The sequence below is a fragment of the Staphylococcus sp. HMSC062A01 genome (assembly GCF_001836805.1).
GTDB classification, from domain to species: Bacteria; Bacillota; Bacilli; order Staphylococcales; family Staphylococcaceae; genus Staphylococcus; species Staphylococcus haemolyticus.
Window position 1 is genome coordinate 14,080 of sequence record NZ_KV830638.1, and the last position, 21,220, is coordinate 35,299.

18 protein-coding genes and 3 pseudogenes are annotated in these 21,220 nt (G+C 34.1%); 15 read left to right on the forward strand and 6 right to left on the reverse strand.

Features of this window, described 5'->3' with window-relative positions:
* Positions 1–225: 225 nt before the first annotated feature.
* The 5 genes and pseudogenes from xylB to HMPREF2715_RS12315 form a co-directional block, all read left to right on the forward strand.
* Entirely contained in the window at positions 226–1,713 is a 1,488-nt protein-coding gene (xylB, locus tag HMPREF2715_RS08535; RefSeq protein WP_070581884.1) for a xylulokinase, read from the forward strand.
* Positions 1,714–2,125: 412 nt separating this feature from the next.
* Positions 2,126–3,172, forward strand: a complete 1,047-nt coding sequence (locus HMPREF2715_RS08540) for a PTS sugar transporter subunit IIC (protein WP_070581886.1) — start codon at positions 2,126–2,128, stop codon at positions 3,170–3,172.
* A gap of 2 nt (positions 3,173–3,174) precedes the next feature.
* Complete coding sequence (locus HMPREF2715_RS08545; protein WP_011274863.1) at positions 3,175–3,861, forward strand: serine dehydratase beta chain; 687 nt, start codon at positions 3,175–3,177, stop codon at positions 3,859–3,861.
* Positions 3,862–3,874: 13 nt separating this feature from the next.
* On the forward strand, positions 3,875–4,771 hold the full coding sequence (gene sdaAA, locus HMPREF2715_RS08550; protein WP_011274864.1) for an L-serine ammonia-lyase, iron-sulfur-dependent, subunit alpha: 897 nt from the start codon (positions 3,875–3,877) through the stop codon (positions 4,769–4,771).
* A 384-nt stretch (positions 4,772–5,155) separates the two neighbouring features.
* A pseudogene (locus tag HMPREF2715_RS12315) lies at positions 5,156–5,323 on the forward strand (hypothetical protein); the annotation flags it as partial.
* Between the two features lie 113 nt (positions 5,324–5,436).
* Here HMPREF2715_RS12315 and HMPREF2715_RS08560 read toward each other — a convergent pair.
* Positions 5,437–5,931, reverse strand: coding sequence for a GNAT family N-acetyltransferase (locus tag HMPREF2715_RS08560; RefSeq protein ID WP_070581887.1), 495 nt, complete (start codon positions 5,929–5,931; stop codon positions 5,437–5,439).
* Between the two features lie 158 nt (positions 5,932–6,089).
* Here HMPREF2715_RS08560 and srtA point away from each other — a divergent pair, with 158 nt between their 5' ends.
* Together srtA and HMPREF2715_RS08570 are read left to right on the forward strand one after the other, a co-directional pair.
* Entirely contained in the window at positions 6,090–6,692 is a 603-nt protein-coding gene (gene srtA / locus HMPREF2715_RS08565) for a class A sortase SrtA (protein WP_053025326.1), read from the forward strand.
* A gap of 240 nt (positions 6,693–6,932) precedes the next feature.
* Positions 6,933–7,730: a Cof-type HAD-IIB family hydrolase gene (locus HMPREF2715_RS08570; protein WP_070678727.1), complete on the forward strand. Its 798-nt coding sequence runs from the start codon at positions 6,933–6,935 to the stop codon at positions 7,728–7,730.
* Positions 7,731–7,790: 60 nt separating this feature from the next.
* On the opposite strand, the gene HMPREF2715_RS08575 is transcribed toward HMPREF2715_RS08570, so the two are convergent.
* A complete protein-coding gene (locus tag HMPREF2715_RS08575) occupies positions 7,791–8,783 on the reverse strand; it encodes a D-lactate dehydrogenase (protein ID WP_070441593.1) in 993 nt (330 codons plus the stop codon).
* 317 nt (positions 8,784–9,100) lie between these two features.
* Between HMPREF2715_RS08575 and HMPREF2715_RS08580 the strand changes: the two genes are divergently transcribed.
* From HMPREF2715_RS08580 to HMPREF2715_RS08590, 3 genes and pseudogenes are all read left to right on the forward strand, one after another.
* Positions 9,101–9,757 (forward strand): NAD(P)H-dependent oxidoreductase, encoded by a 657-nt coding sequence (locus HMPREF2715_RS08580; RefSeq protein WP_070678724.1) that lies wholly within the window; start codon positions 9,101–9,103, stop codon positions 9,755–9,757.
* Between the two features lie 240 nt (positions 9,758–9,997).
* On the forward strand, positions 9,998–11,491 hold the full coding sequence (locus HMPREF2715_RS08585) for an aldehyde dehydrogenase family protein (protein WP_070581891.1): 1,494 nt from the start codon (positions 9,998–10,000) through the stop codon (positions 11,489–11,491).
* A 240-nt stretch (positions 11,492–11,731) separates the two neighbouring features.
* Positions 11,732–12,639 (forward strand): annotated as a pseudogene (locus HMPREF2715_RS08590) (phosphate/phosphite/phosphonate ABC transporter substrate-binding protein).
* Between the two features lie 227 nt (positions 12,640–12,866).
* On the opposite strand, the gene HMPREF2715_RS08595 reads toward HMPREF2715_RS08590, so the two are convergent.
* Entirely contained in the window at positions 12,867–13,673 is an 807-nt protein-coding gene (locus tag HMPREF2715_RS08595; protein ID WP_070839858.1) for a VOC family protein, read from the reverse strand.
* Positions 13,674–13,912: 239 nt separating this feature from the next.
* The gene (locus HMPREF2715_RS08600; protein ID WP_011274875.1) at positions 13,913–14,194 is read right to left on the reverse strand and encodes a GNAT family N-acetyltransferase; all 282 of its coding nucleotides are present in this window, start codon (positions 14,192–14,194) and stop codon (positions 13,913–13,915) included.
* Between the two features lie 182 nt (positions 14,195–14,376).
* On the opposite strand from HMPREF2715_RS08600, the gene HMPREF2715_RS08605 reads away from it, so the two are divergent.
* Positions 14,377–15,330: a metal ABC transporter solute-binding protein, Zn/Mn family gene (locus HMPREF2715_RS08605; RefSeq protein WP_370591770.1), complete on the forward strand. Its 954-nt coding sequence runs from the start codon at positions 14,377–14,379 to the stop codon at positions 15,328–15,330.
* Positions 15,331–15,380: 50 nt separating this feature from the next.
* Here the strand turns inward: HMPREF2715_RS08605 and aldA are convergent.
* Positions 15,381–16,808, reverse strand: a pseudogene (gene aldA / locus HMPREF2715_RS08610) (aldehyde dehydrogenase).
* Between the two features lie 177 nt (positions 16,809–16,985).
* Here aldA and HMPREF2715_RS08615 point away from each other — a divergent pair.
* From HMPREF2715_RS08615 to HMPREF2715_RS08630, 4 genes are all read left to right on the forward strand, one after another.
* Entirely contained in the window at positions 16,986–17,420 is a 435-nt protein-coding gene (locus tag HMPREF2715_RS08615; RefSeq protein WP_037538921.1) for a MarR family transcriptional regulator MhqR, read from the forward strand.
* Positions 17,421–17,483: 63 nt separating this feature from the next.
* Positions 17,484–18,452: a ring-cleaving dioxygenase MhqE gene (locus HMPREF2715_RS08620; RefSeq protein WP_070839861.1), complete on the forward strand. Its 969-nt coding sequence runs from the start codon at positions 17,484–17,486 to the stop codon at positions 18,450–18,452.
* A gap of 15 nt (positions 18,453–18,467) precedes the next feature.
* Positions 18,468–19,373: a VOC family protein gene (locus HMPREF2715_RS08625; RefSeq protein WP_037538917.1), complete on the forward strand. Its 906-nt coding sequence runs from the start codon at positions 18,468–18,470 to the stop codon at positions 19,371–19,373.
* A 15-nt stretch (positions 19,374–19,388) separates the two neighbouring features.
* Entirely contained in the window at positions 19,389–19,982 is a 594-nt protein-coding gene (locus tag HMPREF2715_RS08630) for a methylhydroquinone degradation carboxylesterase MhqD (RefSeq protein WP_011274881.1), read from the forward strand.
* 60 nt (positions 19,983–20,042) lie between these two features.
* Here the strand turns inward: HMPREF2715_RS08630 and HMPREF2715_RS08635 are convergent, their stop codons facing one another.
* Complete coding sequence (locus HMPREF2715_RS08635; protein ID WP_276312453.1) at positions 20,043–21,080, reverse strand: YkvI family membrane protein; 1,038 nt, start codon at positions 21,078–21,080, stop codon at positions 20,043–20,045.
* Positions 21,081–21,220 lie beyond the last annotated feature (140 nt).

The window sequence follows — 21,220 nt, forward strand, 5'->3', positions numbered from 1 at the left end:
ATTTTGAGAAAATGTTATTTCTGTCCAACTCCCTTTTCTAAATAGGAATAAAGTGAAAAGAATTGAAATCATAGTTTACTATTGAAATTATCATTAAAATCGATATGATAAATATATGGGTTATAGAATTTAATATTAAAATTATATAAAATAAATATATATTGAATTGTTTACATGATATGTAAGATGAGCGCCTCTTATAATGATGGACAAGGTGGAATGGTTATGGAAGATGTAGTATTAGGAATAGACTTAGGTACGAGTGCAGTTAAAATCATAGCTGTTAATCGACAAGGAGAAGTAATTGCTTCAACGAGTGAACCTTTAACGTTGATACAAGATCGTGCCGGTTATAGTGAGCAAGATCCTGAAGAATGGTTTAAAGCGGTTAAGAAAGGTATTAAATATATTAATGAAGTGCCTGAAATGGCGAATTATACTGTCAAAGGGATCTCGTTCTCAGGACAAATGCATGGTTTAGTGCCATTGAATAGCGAACATAAACCTGTACGTCATGCCATTCTGTGGAATGATACCCGTAACTCTGAACAATGTGCGCAAATCAAAGAAGTATATGGTGAAAGATTGAATGGCAATCCTATTCTTGAAGGATTCACACTTCCAAAAATGCTTTGGATGAAACAAAATGAGCCATCACTTTGGGAACAAGTAAGTGTCTTCGTATTGCCTAAGGATTACGTACGCTATTGTTTAACAGGTCATATTCACATGGAATATTCTGATGCAGCCAGTACATTACTATTAAGTCCAAAAACACATGATTGGACTAGAGATCTAGGTGAACGATTAGGCATCGGAGATATTTATCCACCTTTAGTACGTTCAACAGAGGAAGTTGGAGTAGTACGTTCAGAATTAGAACGAGAGCTTGGTTTCAAAGCTCCTGTGAAGGTTTATGCTGGTGGTGGAGATAACGCATGTGGTGCCATTGGTGCAGGAATCATTAATGGTAACGATACGCTTTGTAGTATCGGGACATCAGGTGTTGTACTTAATGTTGAAAGCAAAGGCTACACTGAATACAAGAACAACATACATTTCTTTGATCATAGCGTTCCACAAACATTCTATGCTATGGGCGTAACCTTAGCAGCAGGTTACAGTTTAAATTGGCTTAAACAAACGTTCTTTGAACATGAAAGCTTTGACGATATCGTTAAACAAGCAAGTACCTCAACAATTGGTTCTAACCACTTATTATTCGCACCTTATTTATCAGGCGAACGTACTCCACATGGAGATGCTTTTATAAGAGGCAGTTTTATTGGTATTAGTGGTAGCCATAATAAGGCAGATTTTGCTAGAGCAGTATTAGAGGGTATTACTTTCTCTTTATATGACTCTATACAATTAATGCGAGAAGCTGGTAAAGAGATTACGCATATTACTTCAATTGGTGGCGGTGCGAAAAGTTCATTTTGGTTGCAGATGCAAGCAGATATCTTTAATGCTACAATAAGAAAGTTAAAACACGAAGAGGGTCCTAGTATGGGCGCTGCGATGATTGCAGCATATGGACTGAAATGGTTCGAAAGTTTCGATGAATGTGTAGATAAGTTTATAGATATTGCTCAAACATTTGAACCAGATGCTAAAAGACACGCACAATATGAAGCATATTATAAAGTATATAAAGATATTTACCGTCATACGCATCAATTAACTGAAGCATTATTAAAAATTGAAGATTAATTCAATGATAATAAACTGGAGCAGCAATGGTTGTTCCAGTTTTATTATGTTAAAAACTAAATCGTTTTAATTTTGCAACAATTTCAAATGTGAGCATTGTGTTATGTAAAGATTAGTTGTCACGTTAAAGTGAAAATATCAACAAAGAAATGTATACAATTTACCCGAAATTTCAACTAATAAATACGCTGTTGAAAAGGTTTACAAAGCAGTTCATATTAGTGTAAAATAACACATATTATTTATTTCTTTTCAAAAAATTTAAAACTAAAAATAGTTTAACCTCAATAATTCTCTAAATATGATTTATTTCACAATTTTATTTTTTTGTCTTTGAATATGCATTGAAATCGTTTTCTCCAGGGTGTACTATGACTATGGTTGTTAAATAAATAGAAAGAGGTTTTGGGGAATGAATATCATTTTAGGAGTAGGAACACTCGTATTAGTGCTTATCGTTATGACGTTATTCTTAAACTTTGCGCCATACGGTAAACAAGGACTACAAGCTTTATCAGGAGCTGCTTGTGCAACTTTCTTACCACAAGCATTTCTAAGTTACGCTATTGGTGGCGTATTCCATATCGAGTTTTTACAAACAATAGGAGATTTGGCAGGCAGCCTTGCAGGTGTTGCAGTAGGTATCTTAACTGGCTTGAAAATGGGCATCTCACCTGTTTTTGCCGTAATCATAGGACTAGTATTACACGACTTTAAATTATTACCAGCATTTATAGCAGCGTATATTATTTCATTCGGTATTAAATTTATCGAGAAAAAAGTCCCAGAAGGGTTGGACTTAATTGCTGTGATTTTAATTGCTCCAGCACTTGTATTTGGCTTAGCTACAGTTATTAGCCCAGGGGTTATGGCTGTATTAACTCAAATCGGTGGTGCAGTTACATCAGTAGGAGACAACAATCCATACGCATTAGCAATTATTTTAGGATTAGTAATTCCAGTAACGGGTATGACACCACTAAGTTCAATGGTATTAACTAGCTTATTAGGACTAACTGGTATACCAATGGCTATCGGTGCTTTAACATGTACTGGTGCATCATTTGTTAACTATGTATTATTTAGCAGACTTAATATTGGCGGAAGTAAATCAAAAGCATTCGCAGTATTTGTTGAACCATTAACACAAATCGATTTAATCGCAAAATACCCTCTACAATTATATGGTACGAACGCAATTATTGGTGTTGTAAACGCTTGTATCGTTACATTCAGCGGACTCGTAATCGGTGTTAAAGGTATGGCAACACCAATTGCAGGTGCAATCGTCTTATTCGGATTTAACGATGCTACAAAATCAATAATTACAATCATCGTCGTTGCAGTTGTAAGTGTGGTATTAGCATTTATCTTCAGTACGTTAATTAAAAAATTCAACCTAATGAATATGAGCATAAAATTGCCTAGCAAACAGAAACAACCTAAGGAGAGTGTTTAATTATGGCTACTAAAAAAAGCTACGATTATCAAAGTGCATTTGATATTATTGGCCCTGTAATGATGGGACCTTCAAGTTCTCATACAGCAGGTGCAGTTAAAATTGGCAACGCTGCTTATGCAGTATTAGGTGGTATGCAGCCAGATAAATTAACAATTCATTATTACGAATCCTTTGCTCAAACTCATCAAGGACACGGTACAGATTTAGCTATCGTTGGTGGTGCAATGGGCTATAGCACATTCGATAGTCGTATTAAGAGTTCATTAGCAATCGCTAAAGATCAAAACATTGAAGTAAATATTATCGAAGAAGAAGGCGACAGTATTGGTGAGCATCCTAACTGTGCGTATCTTGTTGCAGAAGGAAATGGTCGTCACATCGAAGTAATTGGTAACTCAATTGGTGGCGGTACGATTAAATTAAAACGCATCAGTGTAGAAGGACTAGACATTGATTTTAACTATGGTTTACCTATCTTAGAAATGGATGGAGCGGCAAATAAATCAGAAGTTAATCACTTTATCAATGATGTGAATGAACTTGGTGCAGACATTAAAGAGGAAATGACACAAACGGGCGATAATTTTAGTTTAGCAGTATTACCACTAAACAAAGCATTATCTGAATCAACGTTAGATCAAATTAAAGAAAAATATAGTCACTTAAATATATCCTATATTAAATAGAGGGGGATTAAAGATGTTTGATTCAATTAGAGAAACTATAGACTACGCAGTCGAAAATAAAATGTCTTTTGCAGATATTATGATTCAAGAAGAGATGGAACTTTCAGGCAAGACGCGTGACGAAGTTAGAGAAACAATGAAACAAAATTTAGACGTCATGAGAGATGCCGTAATTAAAGGATCAACTGGCGAAGGTGTTAAAAGTGTAACAGGTTATACTGGCCAAGATGCCATTAAACTTGCTAAATATAACGAGAATAATCATGCCTTATCAGGACATGAAATGGTTGAAGCAGTTAAAGGTGCGGTTGCTACTAATGAAGTAAACGCAGCTATGGGTATCATTTGTGCAACTCCAACAGCTGGATCCTCCGGAACGATTCCGGGCGTATTATTTAAATTAGAAAAAACACATGACCTTACAGAAGAACAAATGATTGATTTCTTATTCGTTTCATCATTATTTGGTCGCGTTGTTGCTAACAATGCAAGTGTTGCAGGTGCTACAGGAGGTTGCCAAGCAGAAGTAGGTTCAGCTTCAGCAATGGCAGCAGCAGCTGCAGTATCAATCTTCGGTGGCGAACCGGAAGCATCTGGACACGCTATGGCATTAGCGATTAGTAATTTACTTGGTCTAGTTTGTGACCCAGTAGCAGGTTTAGTAGAGATTCCATGTGTAATGCGTAATGCAATTGGTTCTGGTAATGCATTAATTTCTGCAGACTTAGCATTAGCTGGTGTTGAAAGTAGAATTCCAGTAGATGAAGTTATTGAAGCTATGGATAAAGTAGGACGTGGCTTACCAGCTGAATTAAGAGAAACAGGACTTGGTGGTTTAGCAGGTACACCAACAGGAGAAGCAATTAAACGTAAAATCTTTGGTGAAGCTGAAGTTAATAGCTTTTCATAATATAATTGAAATTAGAAGCCATTCTTGAATGTCAATATGACATTTAAGAATGGCTTTTTTAATACTTATGACAGATTTATCATTTTGGCAGTAGCTATCTGGTTTGAAAATGCACTTGAATCAAGTATTTTTAAATCTAGTCGGGGCCCCAGCAAAGAGAAATTCATAAAGAAATTCTACAAGCTAAGCAAGCTGGGGTTTGGGGCCCCAGCAAAGAGAAATTCATAAAGAAATTCTACAAGCTAAGATAGCTGGGGTTAAAACGAAATAAACTTTGAGAAAACATCAGATATGTTCTACTTCCATTTATTTATCAGAAAATTTAAAAAAGTTATTGCAAAATTTCACTAATACGTTTAAAATAGCCGAAAAGGGGATGATGATATGCTAAGGTTATGTATCATCTTTTTTATATTCGTGACTAACACAACCATTACACAGTTATGGACAGTTGAGGGAACATGGGAGAATCTCTTATTACAATCGATGTCACTAAGTATGATTATTGTATTCCTGTTTTATTATGTGGGTTTTGTAATTGCGGAGAAAAAGAGGAAACAAATAGAAACTTTATTTAAGAAAGAATTCTTTCATGAGAAGGAAGACTTTTTTGAAAAAGACGATAAAAGAAAAGTAAGTGAGTAAAAGGGGCTCACTTACTTTTTTTATTTGTCATGCAAATCATATTGGTAAAAAGCAAGATCTAACCAGCTATCAAATTTGTAGCCAACATTTTGAATGGTACCTGCATGTTTGAAGTTAAACTTTTCATGTAATTTGATGCTGCTATCATTGGAAGCATCGATACCAGCTACAATAGTACGATAATTTCTAGTTCTGGCATCTTCAATAAGATGTTGTAATAATTGAGAAGCAATGCCTTTGCCTCGAGTTGATTTATCTACGTAAATCGAATGTTCAATAGAATATAAGTAAGCCGGCCAGTTTCTAAATTGACCGTAAGTTGCAAAACCAACAGCCTTGCCAGCTTGTTCAAATACAAATATAGGTTCATTTGCTTTATTCTTCATGTCAAACCAAGCTTTACGTTCATCTAAAGTTTGAATATCGTATGTGTAAACAGCTGTAGTATGCAATATTGCATCATTATAGATTGATAGTATTGCCGGTAAATCTTCAATTTTTGCTTTTCTAATCATTATGGTACCTACTTTTCTAAGTTTGTATCAGTTTAAAACGAGATTTCAATTGTTGCAACTATATGTAATTAAATATGACACGATAAATTAAATTAAACTTACGAAATAAACATGATATACTATGACCTAAGAAAGTCACGTTAAAGGAGTAATACATAATGAAGAATTGGATTAATCGATTGATGACGATACTTGGTGTCATACTCATCTTAGTAGCAGTGTATCTATTTGCTAAACCACATATCGATAATTATTTACATGAAAAAGATAACGACAACAAAATAGAACAATATGATAAACAGGATAAGTCTAGCAATAAACAAACACCAACCATTCCTAAGGATAAAACTAAAATGGCAGGGTATATATCAGTGCCAGATGCAGAGATTAAAGAACCCGTGTATCCTGGACCAGCGACACCAGAACAGTTAAATCGTGGTGTAAGTTTCGCTGAGAAAGATGAATCGCTAAGTGATCAAAATATATCAATCGCAGGTCATACATTTACCGATAGACCACATTACCAATTCACAAACTTAAAAGCAGCTAAAAAAGGTAGCAAAGTATACTTCAAGATAGGAAAAGAAACACGCGAATATAAAATGACTAGTATACGTGATGTTAATCCAGACGAAGTTGAAGTATTGGACGAACACAAAGGTGAAAAGAATCAATTAACATTAATTACTTGTGACGATTACAATGAGCAAACCGGTATTTGGGAAAAACGTAAAATCTTTGTGGCGAAACAAGTTAAATAAATAATAAACACCAATCGTTACATAAAACATAAATGCTAAGTCATTAGGAGTGATACAAGACATCCAATGTAGATCTTGTGTCACTCCTTTAAATTTAGCATTAGAAATAATCATGTTATTTTTATTAATTGTATTTAATTTCAGAATGTGAATATAGTTTCATCATGTTAGTGTGAACTACAACCCTAATTAGATGACATATATAATAAATGTGAATACAACGGACTAGGGGGATTGCACATGGTTAAAGCTATTGCAGTAGATATGGATGGTACATTTTTAGATTCTAAGAAGAATTATGATAAAGACCGTTTTGAGAAGATATTTAAAGCATTGAAAGAACGCAATATAGAATTCATTGCTGCAAGTGGAAATCAATTTGCTAAATTACAATCTATATTCGGAGAAAGAGATATGTTCTTTATTTCTGAAAACGGTGCAGTTATTTACAGAGGCAAAGATTTATATAATTATCGTAGCTTCAATCAAACAGACTACAAAGAAGTTGTTGATTATTTAAATATTGATAGAAATATTAAAGAATTTATTGTTTGCGGATTAAAGAGTGCCTATATATTGAAAGACACGAGTGAAACATTTAAGGAAGATGCGCATTTCTATTATCATCAGTTGGAGGAAATTGATTCTTTTCAACCATTACCGGATGATGAATATGTTAAGATTGCGTTAAATATTAATCGAGATATGCACTCAACACTTGATACTGATTTGGAGGAAAAATTTAGCAATACTATTAAACTCGTATCGAGTGGACATGATAGTATTGACATTATTATGCCTAATATGACAAAAGGACAAGCGCTTCAACGTTTAATGGATGAGTGGCATATGTCTACTTCTGATTTGATGGCATTTGGTGATGCTAACAATGATAAGGACATGCTTGAATTAGCGGAGCACAGTTATGTAATGGCTAATAGTCATGATGAAACACTATTTGAAGTTGCCAAGGCAGTTGCTCCAAGTAATGATGAGCAAGGGGTATTACAGATTATCGAGCAAGAAGTATTGAAATAGCTTAAAAAAGGAGAACTCTCAATTTTGAGAATTCTCCTTTTTATTTATTAAACACATATCTTAGTTTAATTGAGTTTCACATTTACCAGTATTAATAACTGATAATGCTGCGTTTAATCCGCCTTCAACTAAATTTCTCACAGCTTCATCAGAGAAGAATGCGATATGTGGAGTGACCAAAATGTTTTCATGTTTAATTAATTCTAATAACGTTTCATCTTCGATCTCTTTACCTGTCCAGTCATATGTGAAGTAATCAGCTTCATTTTCATATGTGTCAATGGCAGCACCATATAAAGTACCATCATTTACAGCATTAATTAAAGCTGGTGTATCAATAACAGCACCACGAGCTGCATTTACTAATACAGCGCCTTTTTTAACTTTAGAGAACATATCTGCATCGAATAAGTGGAAACTTTCTTTATTCGCTGGAACATGTAATGAAATGATATCAGCATCAGCAATTGCTTCTTCAACTGAATCTTTATATTCTAAGAAATCTAATGAGTTGTTTGGATATGCATCATAGCCTACTACTTTTGCACCAAAACCAGCATAAATTTTACCAGTTGCAGCACCAATACGACCTGTACCGATAATCGCAACAGTCATGTTTTTAACAGGTGTAGACATGATAGGTGCAGCCCATTTGAAATTATGTTCTTGAACACGTTTTTCAATCGCAGGGAAGCGACGAACTAATTGTAAAGCGACAGAAACTGAATATTCAGCAATAGTTTCTGGTGAATAACTAGGTACATTTGAAATGATAATGCCATGTTTTTTAGCTAACTCTAAATCGTACATGTCGAAACCAGCAGTACGTTGAGCAATTTGTTTAATACCATATTCTTCAAGTTTAGGATAAACAGAGTCTGCTAATTTACCAAATTGCATTGTAGTAACACCATCGAAACCTTTAGCTAAATCAACTGTGTCTTCACTTAAAATTTCTTCAGTTGTAACAACTTCAACATTGTTCGCTTTACCCCAGTTTAAAGCGTCATTTTTCTCGTAATCACGAGTTCCATAAAACATAATTTTTGTCATTTTAATAACCTCACTTCATTTTGTATGAATTTATAATTAATAAATAAGTTTTCTTAAGTTGTCTATAGAAATGTGAATATTAATAGGAATAATGATTTGAAACATCTCTATTACTTAACTTACAAATATATTATATTGTGAATTTATTCACAAATCAATAGGAAATACGAAATTTATTTTTCTGATTGTTAAAAATTCGCACAAAAATAGTAAATTTTCATTTATTTTTTAATGATAACTTTTGTAAGCGTATAACTTTAGGCTAAAGGAAATGTACTTTATAATCAAATTAGTACTATCTAAGGAGGATATATTTCATGAGTTCAATGCAAGAGACAATAATCAATGCTTTTAATTTTAGACATGCAACAAAGGAATTTGATCCTAAAAAGAAAGTCAGTGACTCAGACTTCCACACAATATTAGAAACAGGTCGTTTATCACCTAGTTCACTAGGATTAGAACCTTGGCGTTTTGTTGTTATTGAGAATGAAGATTTAAAAGAAAAATTAAAACCATATAGTTGGGGAGCACAAAAGCAATTAAATACAGCGAGTCGTTTCGTTATTATTCTTGCACGCAAAAATGTCACTGCAGATTCAGAATACGTACAACATATAATTCGAGATATTAAAAAATACGAAGAAAGTACGATTCCAGCAGTTGAAGATAAATTTAATAATTTCCAAACGAATTTCCATATTAACGATAATGAGCGAACATTATTAGACTGGGCAAGTAAACAAACTTACATTGCATTATCTAACATGATGACCACTGCAGCATTATTAGGAATTGATTCATGTCCTATGGAAGGATTTGATTTAGATAAAGTTACTGAAATCTTAGCTGAAGAAAATGTTATCGATACAGAACATTTCGCACCATCTGTTATGGTTGCATTTGGTTATCGAAAAGAAGAACCAAAAGATAAAGTTCGTCAACCCGCTGAAGATGTTATTGAATGGATTTAATATAGAATCAAAAAGGAGAGCAAAGACTCTCTTTTATATTATCCATAAGTGATAGATTCTATAACTAGAATTAATGATGTTTAAAGAGCTTAATACACGGAAAAATATTATAAGCAAGTTAGTGTATTTAAAAATGTGAATAAGGTAAAATAATAGCAGTCTTAAGTAAACGCTTGCATTTCGATATAAACACAACGCACATAAGGTTTTTCATAAATTTATATAAAGGGATGATGAAAAATGGCAAAAGTAAACGTTAGAGATTTCATAGAGGAACAATACGGTTTATTTATCAATGGTGAATTTCAAGCAAGCGAAAGTGGAGACACGTTAACTGTAACCAATCCTGCGAATAGTGAAGATTTAGCTAAAGTAGCTAAAGCAAGTAAATCTGATGTTGATAAAGCAGTACAAGCTGCGCAAGATGCTTTTGACAGTTGGAGTAAAACATCTAAAGAAGAACGTGCGGACTATTTATTAGAAATTAGTCGTCGAATTCATGAAAAAGTGGAACACTTCGCGACAATTGAATCGTTACAAAATGGCAAGCCTTATCGAGAAACGTCAACAATTGATGTGCCATTAACAGCAAATCAATTTAAATATTTTGCGAGTGTATTAACAACAGACGAAGGTTCAGTCAATGAAATTGATGAGAATACAATGAGTTTAGTTGTCAATGAACCAGTAGGTGTTGTTGGTGCTGTAGTTGCATGGAACTTCCCAATTTTATTAGCGTCATGGAAATTAGCACCAGCATTAGCTGCGGGTAATACAATTGTAATTCAGCCATCTTCTTCTACACCATTATCATTAATTGAACTTGCGAAGATTTTCCAAGAAGTATTACCTAAAGGTGTCGTAAATGTATTAACTGGTAAAGGTTCAGAATCAGGTGATGCAATCTTCAATCATGAAGGTGTAAACAAATTATCATTTACAGGATCAACAGACGTTGGTTACGGCGTTGCGAAAGCAGGTGCTGAACGTATCGTTCCAACTACATTAGAACTAGGTGGTAAAAGTGCTAATATCATCTTTGACGATGCAAACTTAGATCAAGTTGTTGAAGGTGCACAATTAGGTATTTTATTCAACCAAGGTGAAGTATGTAGTGCTGGTTCACGTTTATTAGTACAATCTTCAATCTATGATAAAGTAATGCCTAAATTAAAAGAAGCTTTCGAAAATATCAAAGTGGGCGACCCATTTGATGAAGACGTTAAAATGAGTGCTCAAACTGGCCCAGAACAACTTGAAAAAATTGAAAGCTACGTAAAAATTGCTGAAGAAGATTCAAATGCTAATATCTTAACAGGTGGTCATCGCTTAACAGATAATGGACGTGACAAAGGATACTTCTTCGAGCCTACAATCATCGAAATTAAAGAAAATAGTCATCAATTAGCACAAGAAGAAATTTTCGGACCAGTTGTAGTAGTAGAAAAATTTGAAGATGAAGCTGAAGCAATTAAAATTGCGAATGATTCAGAATACGGCTTAGCTGGTGGTATCTTTACTACTAATATTAACCGTGCATTAAATGTTGCTAAAGCAATGAGAACTGGTCGTATTTGGATTAACACTTATAACCAATTCCCAGCTGGTGCGCCATTCGGTGGATATAAAAAATCTGGTATCGGTCGTGAAATTTATAAAGACGCTATTAAAAACTATCAACAAGTTAAAAATATCTTCATTGATACTAGCAATCAAACAAAAGGATTATACTAAGATAGTTAGTTTATAAATAAAAAATGAATATCATTTAAATTGAATGTGAGCTATCTGCAAAGCCGAGACTTTGCAGATAGCTTTTTTTATGAGTTTAAAAGATAAGCGCATATGATATAGTTACAAATTACATATTGTAGAAGTTTTATTTAGAAATTGATAGATTGAGACTTTTTTAAATTAAATAAGTTATAATACAATTTAAGTCTTTAAAATCTATATTTTGCAAAGGGAAAAATGATGAAAAAATTACAAGTACTATTAATTAGTTTTATAATATTAGTACTCACCCTGAGTGGTTGTTCTAAACATGATGAGAAACATTCGAAAGACCATGAACCAAAAGAATTAAAAGTAGGATTTGTACCATCCCAAAATTCAAAAACGTTGAACGCTAAAGTGAAACCGTTACAGCAACAGTTGTCAAAGGGATTAGGTCTTCCAGTTAAAGTACATGTGGCAACTAACTATAATGCAATGGTAGAAGCTTTAAGATCAAAGAAAGTGGATGTTGCATTTATTTCACCAGTGTCTTATACCATCGCACATGATAAAGGTGTTGCAGATGTACTGTTGAAATCCAAAGGCTATTTAGTAGATGATAAAGGTAATACAACTAATAAATTAGTCGATTATTATCGCTCACAAATCATAGTTCGTAAAGACAGTCATTTACATAAGTTAAAAGATTTAAAAGGGGCTAAAGTAGGCTTACAAGACCCAGAATCTACTTCGGGATATATTTATCCAATGGCAAGCTTAATAAAGTTAATGTTAATCAGAGTGATATCAAAATTGCTCAAATTAAAGGGCATGATCAAGCATTGATAGCCTTCTTAAACGGTGATGTGGATGATGTAGCTACATATCAAGATGCACGTGCTGATTTAAAGCAAGATTATCCCAAAATATATAAAGACACTAAAGTGATTTATCGCACGGATAAGATACCAAATGATACGATTTCTGTGCGTGGTGATATGAGTAAACAGTGGAAAACGAAAATCAGTAATGCTTTTTTAGATATTAGTAAATCTGAAAAAGGTAAGAAAATACTTACAGATATTTATGGGCATCAAGGCTATGAAAAAGCAAAAGATAGTGACTTTGATACAGTAAGAAAGTATAGAAAACTTGTCGAGGAATAAAAATTTAAGATTAAGCCTGGGACATAAATCAATGTCTCAGGCTACAAATATATATTGGCAGTAGTTGACTGAATTAAAAATACACTTGTAGCAAGCTTCTTTTTAATCCAAGACAAACTTGTTATCGGGGCGGGACAGAAATAAATTTTGGAAAAATATTATTTCTGTCCCGCCCCCAATCTATTTAAAATGACATGTTTTATAAACGATGCCAAATATTAACCATATTATCCTGGAACGACACTTGTATCACTGTGAACTGTAATATCAAAGCCTTCAGGAGATGTAATATGTTCTTCTTTAGCATTTGGTTTATATATATCGAAATGAACTAAGCCATAAGTAGTCTCGTTATCTGTTCTAGCTTGGTTGGATTGCCATACATTAGTAGCGATATGATGATGATATTTTTGAGTAGACATGAACAAAGCTTGTGGGAAATTAGAAATATGTTCTAAACCTATTTGTTCCACATAAAAGTCACGTGCTTGCCCGATATCGTGTGTTTTAAGATGTAAATGTCCAATTTTGCCATCAGCAGGCCAACCGTTCCAACCTTCTTCAGTACGTTGTGCAATTAAATCATCTGCATCTACTGCAAGTGTATCCATTTTTACAAAATTACCATCCCATTGCCAACTTTCATATGGACGATCTTGATATACTTCAATGCCGTTACCTTCTGGATCATTAAAGTATAACGCTTCACTTACAAGATGATCTCCACCACCTACAGGCACATTTAAACGACTAGCGTGGAATAAAAAGTTTGCTAAATCTGTGCGTGTAGGAAGTAAATAAGCGACATGAAATAAACCGGCTTCTCTAAACCCAGGACGGCGACCATCTTCTAAATATTGTAGTGTTAATGTATGACCATTAGCACCAACATTAAAGATGACATGATTGTCGTCTTGTTCTTTAATTGAAAATCCTAGTATATTTTTATAAAAGTTTGACATTTTATTTAAGTCTTCAACGTTTAATATAATATTAGTAACTTGTGTTGCTTCAGTAGTGTGAAATGCATTCATAATGTAGTGCCTCCTAAGATGAATAAGTCATCTTTATTTATTATTTATATTAAGTATAATAAATATACTACTAATCATTAAATTAATCAAGGCAGTTGCTTTAAAACTTTAAAAGCATACAAAAAAGCTTTTAGACTAATGTAATAAAGGTGTACTATAAACCTCATTCAAGTCTAAAAGCTAATTCTGTAAAACATTTCAGTTAACTTCAAATTGTAAGCCAACAAATATGAAATAGATTATCCTAAATAAACATCTTGATAATCATCATTTTTCTCTAGAACGTCTTTCGCAAATGGGCAAGATGCGATGATTTTTAAGTTGTTTTCACGTGCATAATTAACGACAGCTTCAACTAATTGTTTTCCTAGACCTTGTCCACCTAATTCATCAGCGACACCAGTATGGTCAATATCGATTTCATTATTATCTACTTGTTTAAACGTAATGACAGCTTGAGCATTTTGTTCATCTTCGCCAACATAAAATTGTTGATTACCTTTTTTGATTTCTTGTGCCATAAAACGTCACTCCTTTAATAATGTCATATCAATATCTATCACTTTTGAAGAAATCTAAAACATTTTAAAATTAAATATTAAACCTCAAATATAATAATAAACATAGATATTGCATTATTACATTATTAAAGATATAGTTAAAAACGAATTTATTACGTTTTGGAGGGTTCTGTGTGAAGAGGATTGGCTATCTCATTATCGTCCTGTGTATTAGTATTGCTTTATCAGCTTGTAGCACAGGGCAATATTCGGATGCGAAAAAGAAAGATGTTTCAACCAATAATAAAATAAATATCTATACTACAGTATTTGCATTTGAAAGTTTCACCAAACAAATAGGTGGCAAATATGTCAATGTGGATACGATTTATCCTCCAGGTGCAGACACCCATTCATATGAACCAACTCAGAGAGATATGATTAATATTGCTAAAAGTGATCTATTTATATATTCAAGTGACGACTTAGATCCAGTGGCTAAGACGATTACGCAATCAATGACCAACGATGATATGAAATTAGCAGTTGCAGCTGATTTAAATCATCATACATTGCTTGAAGAAGACCATGATCATGAAGATCACGACCAGCATCATAGTCATGAAGAGGAAAGTCACGACCCACATGTTTGGCTCGACCCAGTCCTAGACAAGCATTTTGCAGAAAAAATAAAGAATGATTTAGTTAAAAGAGATCCTCAACACAAAGCATATTATGAACAAAATTTTAAGAAATTGAATCAGGATTTAACAGATTTAGACAATAATTTGAAAACAATTACTAAAAATCCTAAAAGAGAAAAAGTAACTATCTCTCACGATTCATTAGGTTATTTAGCAGAGCGTTATCACTTTCAACAAGAGGGTGTCAGTGGTATGAATAACGAAGAGCCTAGTCAAAAGGATATTCTTGCGCTTATTAAACAAATCAATCAATCGAAGCAACCTTATATCCTTTACGAACAGAATATCACTTCAAAGATAACTGATGTTATTAGTGGTGAAACCAATGCAGAACCAGTAAGTTTTAATAATTTGTCTGTGCTATCTAAAGAACAAGCTAACGACAAAGATTTAACTTTCCAATCAATCATGAAAAAGAATATTAAAGCGTTGGATAAAGCATTGAATAAATAAAAAATATCCCCAATCCTTTTATTAGGAGATGGGGATATTTTTATACCAATTTATTCATATCTAATATAGCTCACCGTTGTATTGTAGTATTCTTCGAAACCATGAATACCATCTGCTCCACCTAAACCTGATTCTCTCCAACCAGCATGGTAACCATTAACAACTTCTTCTGCTTCGCAATTAGCGTAAACTTCACCGAATTTTAAACGTTCTGTAGCTTCCATCACTTCTTTTAAATTCTCTGAAAAGATATAAGAAGATAAACCTGCATTTGTATCGTTTGCGGCATCAATTGCTTCATCGAAATCATTATAAGTTGTAATTGCTAGAACAGGGCCAAAAATTTCCTCTTTAAAGGCACTGTCATCTTTTTTTACATTATCAAGAATTGTAGGTTCATAGAAGAAACCAGCGCGATTTAATTTATGACCGCCTAAGACTAAGTCTGCACCATTTTTAATGGCTTCTTGCACTTTGTTATCAATACTGTCCAATTGAGTTTGATTGATAATAGCACCATAGTCGGTATTGTCGTCTAATGGGTCCCCGACTTGTAAGTCGCTCATACGTTGTTTAGCCTTGCTCACAAAGTCATCATGAACATCTTCGTGAACAAAGATACGTTCTGGACAAGTACATACCTGACCAGCATTATTTATTCGTGCTGTGACAATGTAGTCCACTGCTTTGTCTAGGTTTGCATGAGGTGTAACCAAGACAGGCGCGTTACCACCTAATTCAAGGTTCACTTTTTTTACTGCATCTGCTGCATTTTTATAAACGGCTTTACCAGCACGCATACTTCCTGTTAAAGAAATGAGTTGTACATCTTTATGTGTGGCAAGCTGTGTACCCACAGCTTCACCAGTGCCTGGTACAATTTGAATTAAACCGGCTGGAATCGTTGAAGCACGGAATAGCTCAGCCAATCTTAACGTTAATAATGTTGTTTCTTCACTTGGTTTAATGACGATTGAGCATCCCGTTACTAGTGCTGGAATCACTTTACGCATCAAGACCATAATTGGTGCATTCCATGGGACGATACCTGCAGTTACACCAATTGGCTTTTTAATTAATTGAATCATTTCATGAGATACACTATTTTGTAGTACTTCGCCTTTATTACGCATACTTAAACTTGTCATATAATCAATAAATTTCACAGCTTTATCGATTTCACCTTCAGCTTGTGCTAATGTTTTACCTTGTTCTTTAACATACAATTTGGCAAGTTCATCTTTGTTTTGCTCTAATAAAGGAATTAATAATTTTACATGCTCTGCACGTGTTGGTGCTGGTACTTTTTCCTATTCAAGTTGTGCATGTTTAGATTTTTCGATTGCCTCGTTAACTTCTTCCTCAGTTGCGAAAGTAATGGTATCAAATGCTTCTCCTGTAGCAGGATTGATGACTTCCATCGTGTCACTAGATTTACTCTCTACAAATTCATTATTTATAAATAATTGATTGGTCATTTGAGACACCTCCAATGTTTGTATTCCCTGTAACAACCGTTTTCATGCTTATTTCATTTTGAAAAAAGATAGAAATAAATAGATATTGAAATTATAATAGAGCTAACATATTGACGATTAATTGAAACGCGTGTACAATTTATCTCGAAATCAAAATAAATTAAAGGTGGTGAGTAAATGGATCGCACAGAACATTCATTAAAAGCATTTATTGGTCTAAATAGAGCATTAGATACATTAGAAAAAATCGTGCAACAAGATGTGAAGAATTACAGGCTCAACGTGACGGAATTTGCAGTGTTAGAGTTGCTCTATAGTAAAGGTCCACAACCTATTCAACGTATTAGAGATAGGGTGCTCATCGCGAGTAGTAGTATTTCATACGTTGTGAGCCAATTAGAAGACAAAGGTTGGATTACACGTGATAAAGATCCATTAGATAAGCGTGTATATAACGCAACACTTACTGACAAAGGTCAACAATTTATGGCAGATATATTTCCACAACATGCCTCAACGTTGGAACAAGCCTTCTCAGTTCTATCAGAAGAAGAATTGATAACGATTCAACAAGCATTCAAAAAATTAAGTGCACAATCTACTGAAGTGTAAATCGGTGCACTTTTATTTATAACGAAAATTATCTCGAAATCGAAATAAATGGAGGTTTTTAATATGGCTAAACATGATTTATTAGGTATTCATCATGTAACTGCAATTACAGATGATGCTGAACGTAACTATAAATTTTTTACCGAAGTACTAGGTATGAGACTAGTTAAAAAAACAGTAAACCAAGATGATATTCAAACGTATCATACATTTTTTGCAGATGATGAGGGGACAGCTGGTACAGATATGACATTCTTTGATTTTCCTGGCATTTCTCAAGGACGTAAAGGTATCAATTCGATTACTAAACCATCGTTTCGTGTTCCAAGTGATGAAGCATTAACATACTATATGAAGCGGTTTGAAGCGTTTGGTATAAAACATGATGGTATTCATAACGTGTTAGGTAAGAAGGTATTGCCTTTTCAAGAGGAGGATGGACAAGACTATCAATTAGTATCCGATGAAGGAGACAGTGGTGTCTCACCAGGTAAACCGTGGAAGAATGGTCCGGTTCCAGAGGATAAAGCAATTTATGGCTTAGGACCAATCGAAATTACGGTCAGTTACTTCGAGGATTTCAAACAATTGTTGGAAAATGTTTATGGAATGCGAATAATTATGAATGAAGAAGATGTAGCATTGCTTGAAGTCGGTGAAGGTGGTAATGGTGGTCAAGTTATTTTAAGAAAGGATTCAGAGGGACCAGTTGCCGTACAAGGATATGGCGAAGTTCATCATGTATCATTTAGAGTGAAAGAACATGAGGCCATTAAACACTGGATACAGAAATATCAAGAACTAGGCATACCAAACTCCGGTTTAGTCGATCGTTTTTATTTTGAAGCATTGTATGCACGAATCGGTCATATTTTGTTAGAAATTTCAACTGATGGACCTGGTTTTATGGTTGATGAACCCTATGAAATGCTAGGCGAGAAATTATCACTTCCACCATTTTTAGAGCAACAAAGAGAAGCGATTGAAGCGCAAGTTCGTCCGTTTGATACAACTGGAAAAAGTTATAAATAGGGAGGTATTGAATTTATGGAACCAATTACACACATTCATCATATTTCAGCGATTGTAGGAGATGCTCAAGAAACGTATGATTTCTATACAAATGTATTAAATTTATCTTTGATTAAACAAACAGTAAATTATGATGATACAAAAACATATCACTTATATTTCTCAAATGACAGAGCGCAACATGATATGGTACTTACTTTCTTTAATTGGCCAAATCAATATAGAGGTCGTATCGGTTCAGGTCAGGTTGGACGTTTAGCGTTTAGAATACCGAAAGATAGCATGTCACATTGGGAAATGAAATTAAATGCGAATGGGATTCAAACACGTCAAACTGATTCATTCAATCAAACAACGTTAGAATTTGAGGACATTCACGGATTAACACTAGCGATGGTTGAAAGTGATGAAGAACGTGTTAACAATGACATCATAGGATTTCATGGCGTAACAATGCTATCAGGTAATCCTCAAGCTACGGAAGCATTGTTGCAAAATGATTTAGGGTTAGAATATATTCAAGAAACAGATGACAATGTGCACTATCAAACGAGTGGTAGCGTGCATCATCAAATTATTGTGAAAAAGTTTGTAAACCCACAACCTGTACGTTGGGGTGGTGGCATCTTCCATCATATTGCATGGTCAGTACCAAATGACGAGGTACATGTACAATGGCGTGATTATCTTCATAATAAAGGTTTGCATGTAACAGATGTGAAAGAACGATTCTATTTTCATGCGGTTTACATGAAAGAACCTGGCAATTTAATATTTGAATTTGCAACTGCAGGACCTGGATTCACGATTGATGAAAGCGTCGATGATTTAGGTAGACAACTACAGTTACCGCCATTTTACGAGGAAAGAAGATATGAAATAGAAGGTCATTTAATGCCAATAAAATTAAATGAGTACTAAGGAGAGGTGAGACAAATGGAACATATTTATAGGCCAGGTAAGGATAACGCACCTACGTTAATTTTGTTACATGGAACTGGTGGGGATGAAACAGATCTTATTCCACTTGGAACAGCTTTAAATCCTAACTATAACTTGTTAAGTATTCGTGGAGAAGTCAATGAAAATGGTATGAATCGTTATTTCAAACGTCTTGCAGAAGGCGTATACGATGAGGAAGATTTAGAATATCGAGGTCAACGGTTGCTTGGTTTTATTTATGAAGCGGCTGAACAGTATCAATTTGATTTGAAACGAACGGCTTTAGTTGGTTTCTCTAATGGATCAAATATTGCGATTAACTTAATGTTACGTGACAAAGCACCGTTTAAAAAAGCATTACTATTTGCCCCACTTTATCCAATAGACGCTTCAACAAGCAAAGATATGAGTGATGTAGACGTTCTATTATCAATGGGAAAAAATGATCCAATCGTATCTATTGATCAAAGTGAACATGTCATTAACTTATTTAAACATCAGGGTGCACAGGTTACAGAAGTATGGGTCAATAGTCATGAAATTACACAAGCTGGATTACAGAAAGGTCAAGAAATACTGAATTCATAATGGAAAAGGACTCAAAGATGTATGGTTCGCATCTTTGGGTCCATTTTAATGTATCCTAATTTATTTAGAGAATACTAAGTGTTTAAACCCTTGGTATAAAATTGGGATAAGTAGTATGAAGCCAAATAATCCCATGATTGGGAAGACTTTTCCAATTAAAGAAATGAAACCGATAAATGTACATATAAACGTGATGATAGCCATTATAATGATGAGTACAAAGTACCCTTTGGAAAATGGCTCTGTAAATCTGGAAGCAAATGCATACATAAGACCTACAATCGTATTATAGATAACAAGAACCATTATAATCGACATCACTGTACCTAATAATGGTGAAATGTGACTTGCGAGTAATAGGGTCGGCAATGCGACAGATTGAATATGTTCAAATTCTGTAACAAGGCCCAAATTAATCATTAATAACAGTAATGTGATAATGATGCCACCAAGTAGGCCACCCCATAAGCCAGACTGACGATGCTGCATGCGACCGCCCATAACACTTAAAAAACTAAATGCGGCTGCAATTTGTAGGCTTGCATAATTTAACCCATCAAACCACCAACCAAGTGATAGAGATTGATGCTGTTTGTTGAAACGATTGGCCGCACTAAAATTTAAATCTCCTGTTATAAAATAATAGATAGCGATAATAGAAACAACAATGACTAAGAACGGTGTAACCATACCTAATACCGTAATCAGACGTTCAAATTTAAGAAATAGCGTCATAAGAATGACTAACACTAGAATTAATGAACTCAACCAATAAGGTAATCCGAAACTTTCATGTATAGTTGACGCACCACCCGCAGTCATAATCATCGCTAAGGAGAATAAGAATAGAGTTAAGATAATATCAAAGATACGTGCAATGATTGGATGTAAATAATATCGAATAGACTCAGAATGGTTATGAGATTGAATGACAAAGCCAGTGTTTAATACGAAAACGCCTGCTAGCGTTATAATCAAACCGGTAACAATAATGCCAGAGATGCTATAGATACCGTTACTTGTGAAGAACTGAAATATTTCTTGACCAGTAGCAAAACCAGCACCAACGACAATACCAACAAATGCGAAAGCTACCATGATACTCTCTTTAAAAAGTTGCACAATTAAAATTTCCTTTCAAATCATTTCTAAATTCATATATTTAAACGCAATTACCTATTTTAGATGAAAATATACTAGAAATAAATAGGAAAGTTTACTCGAAGTGAACATTGTAT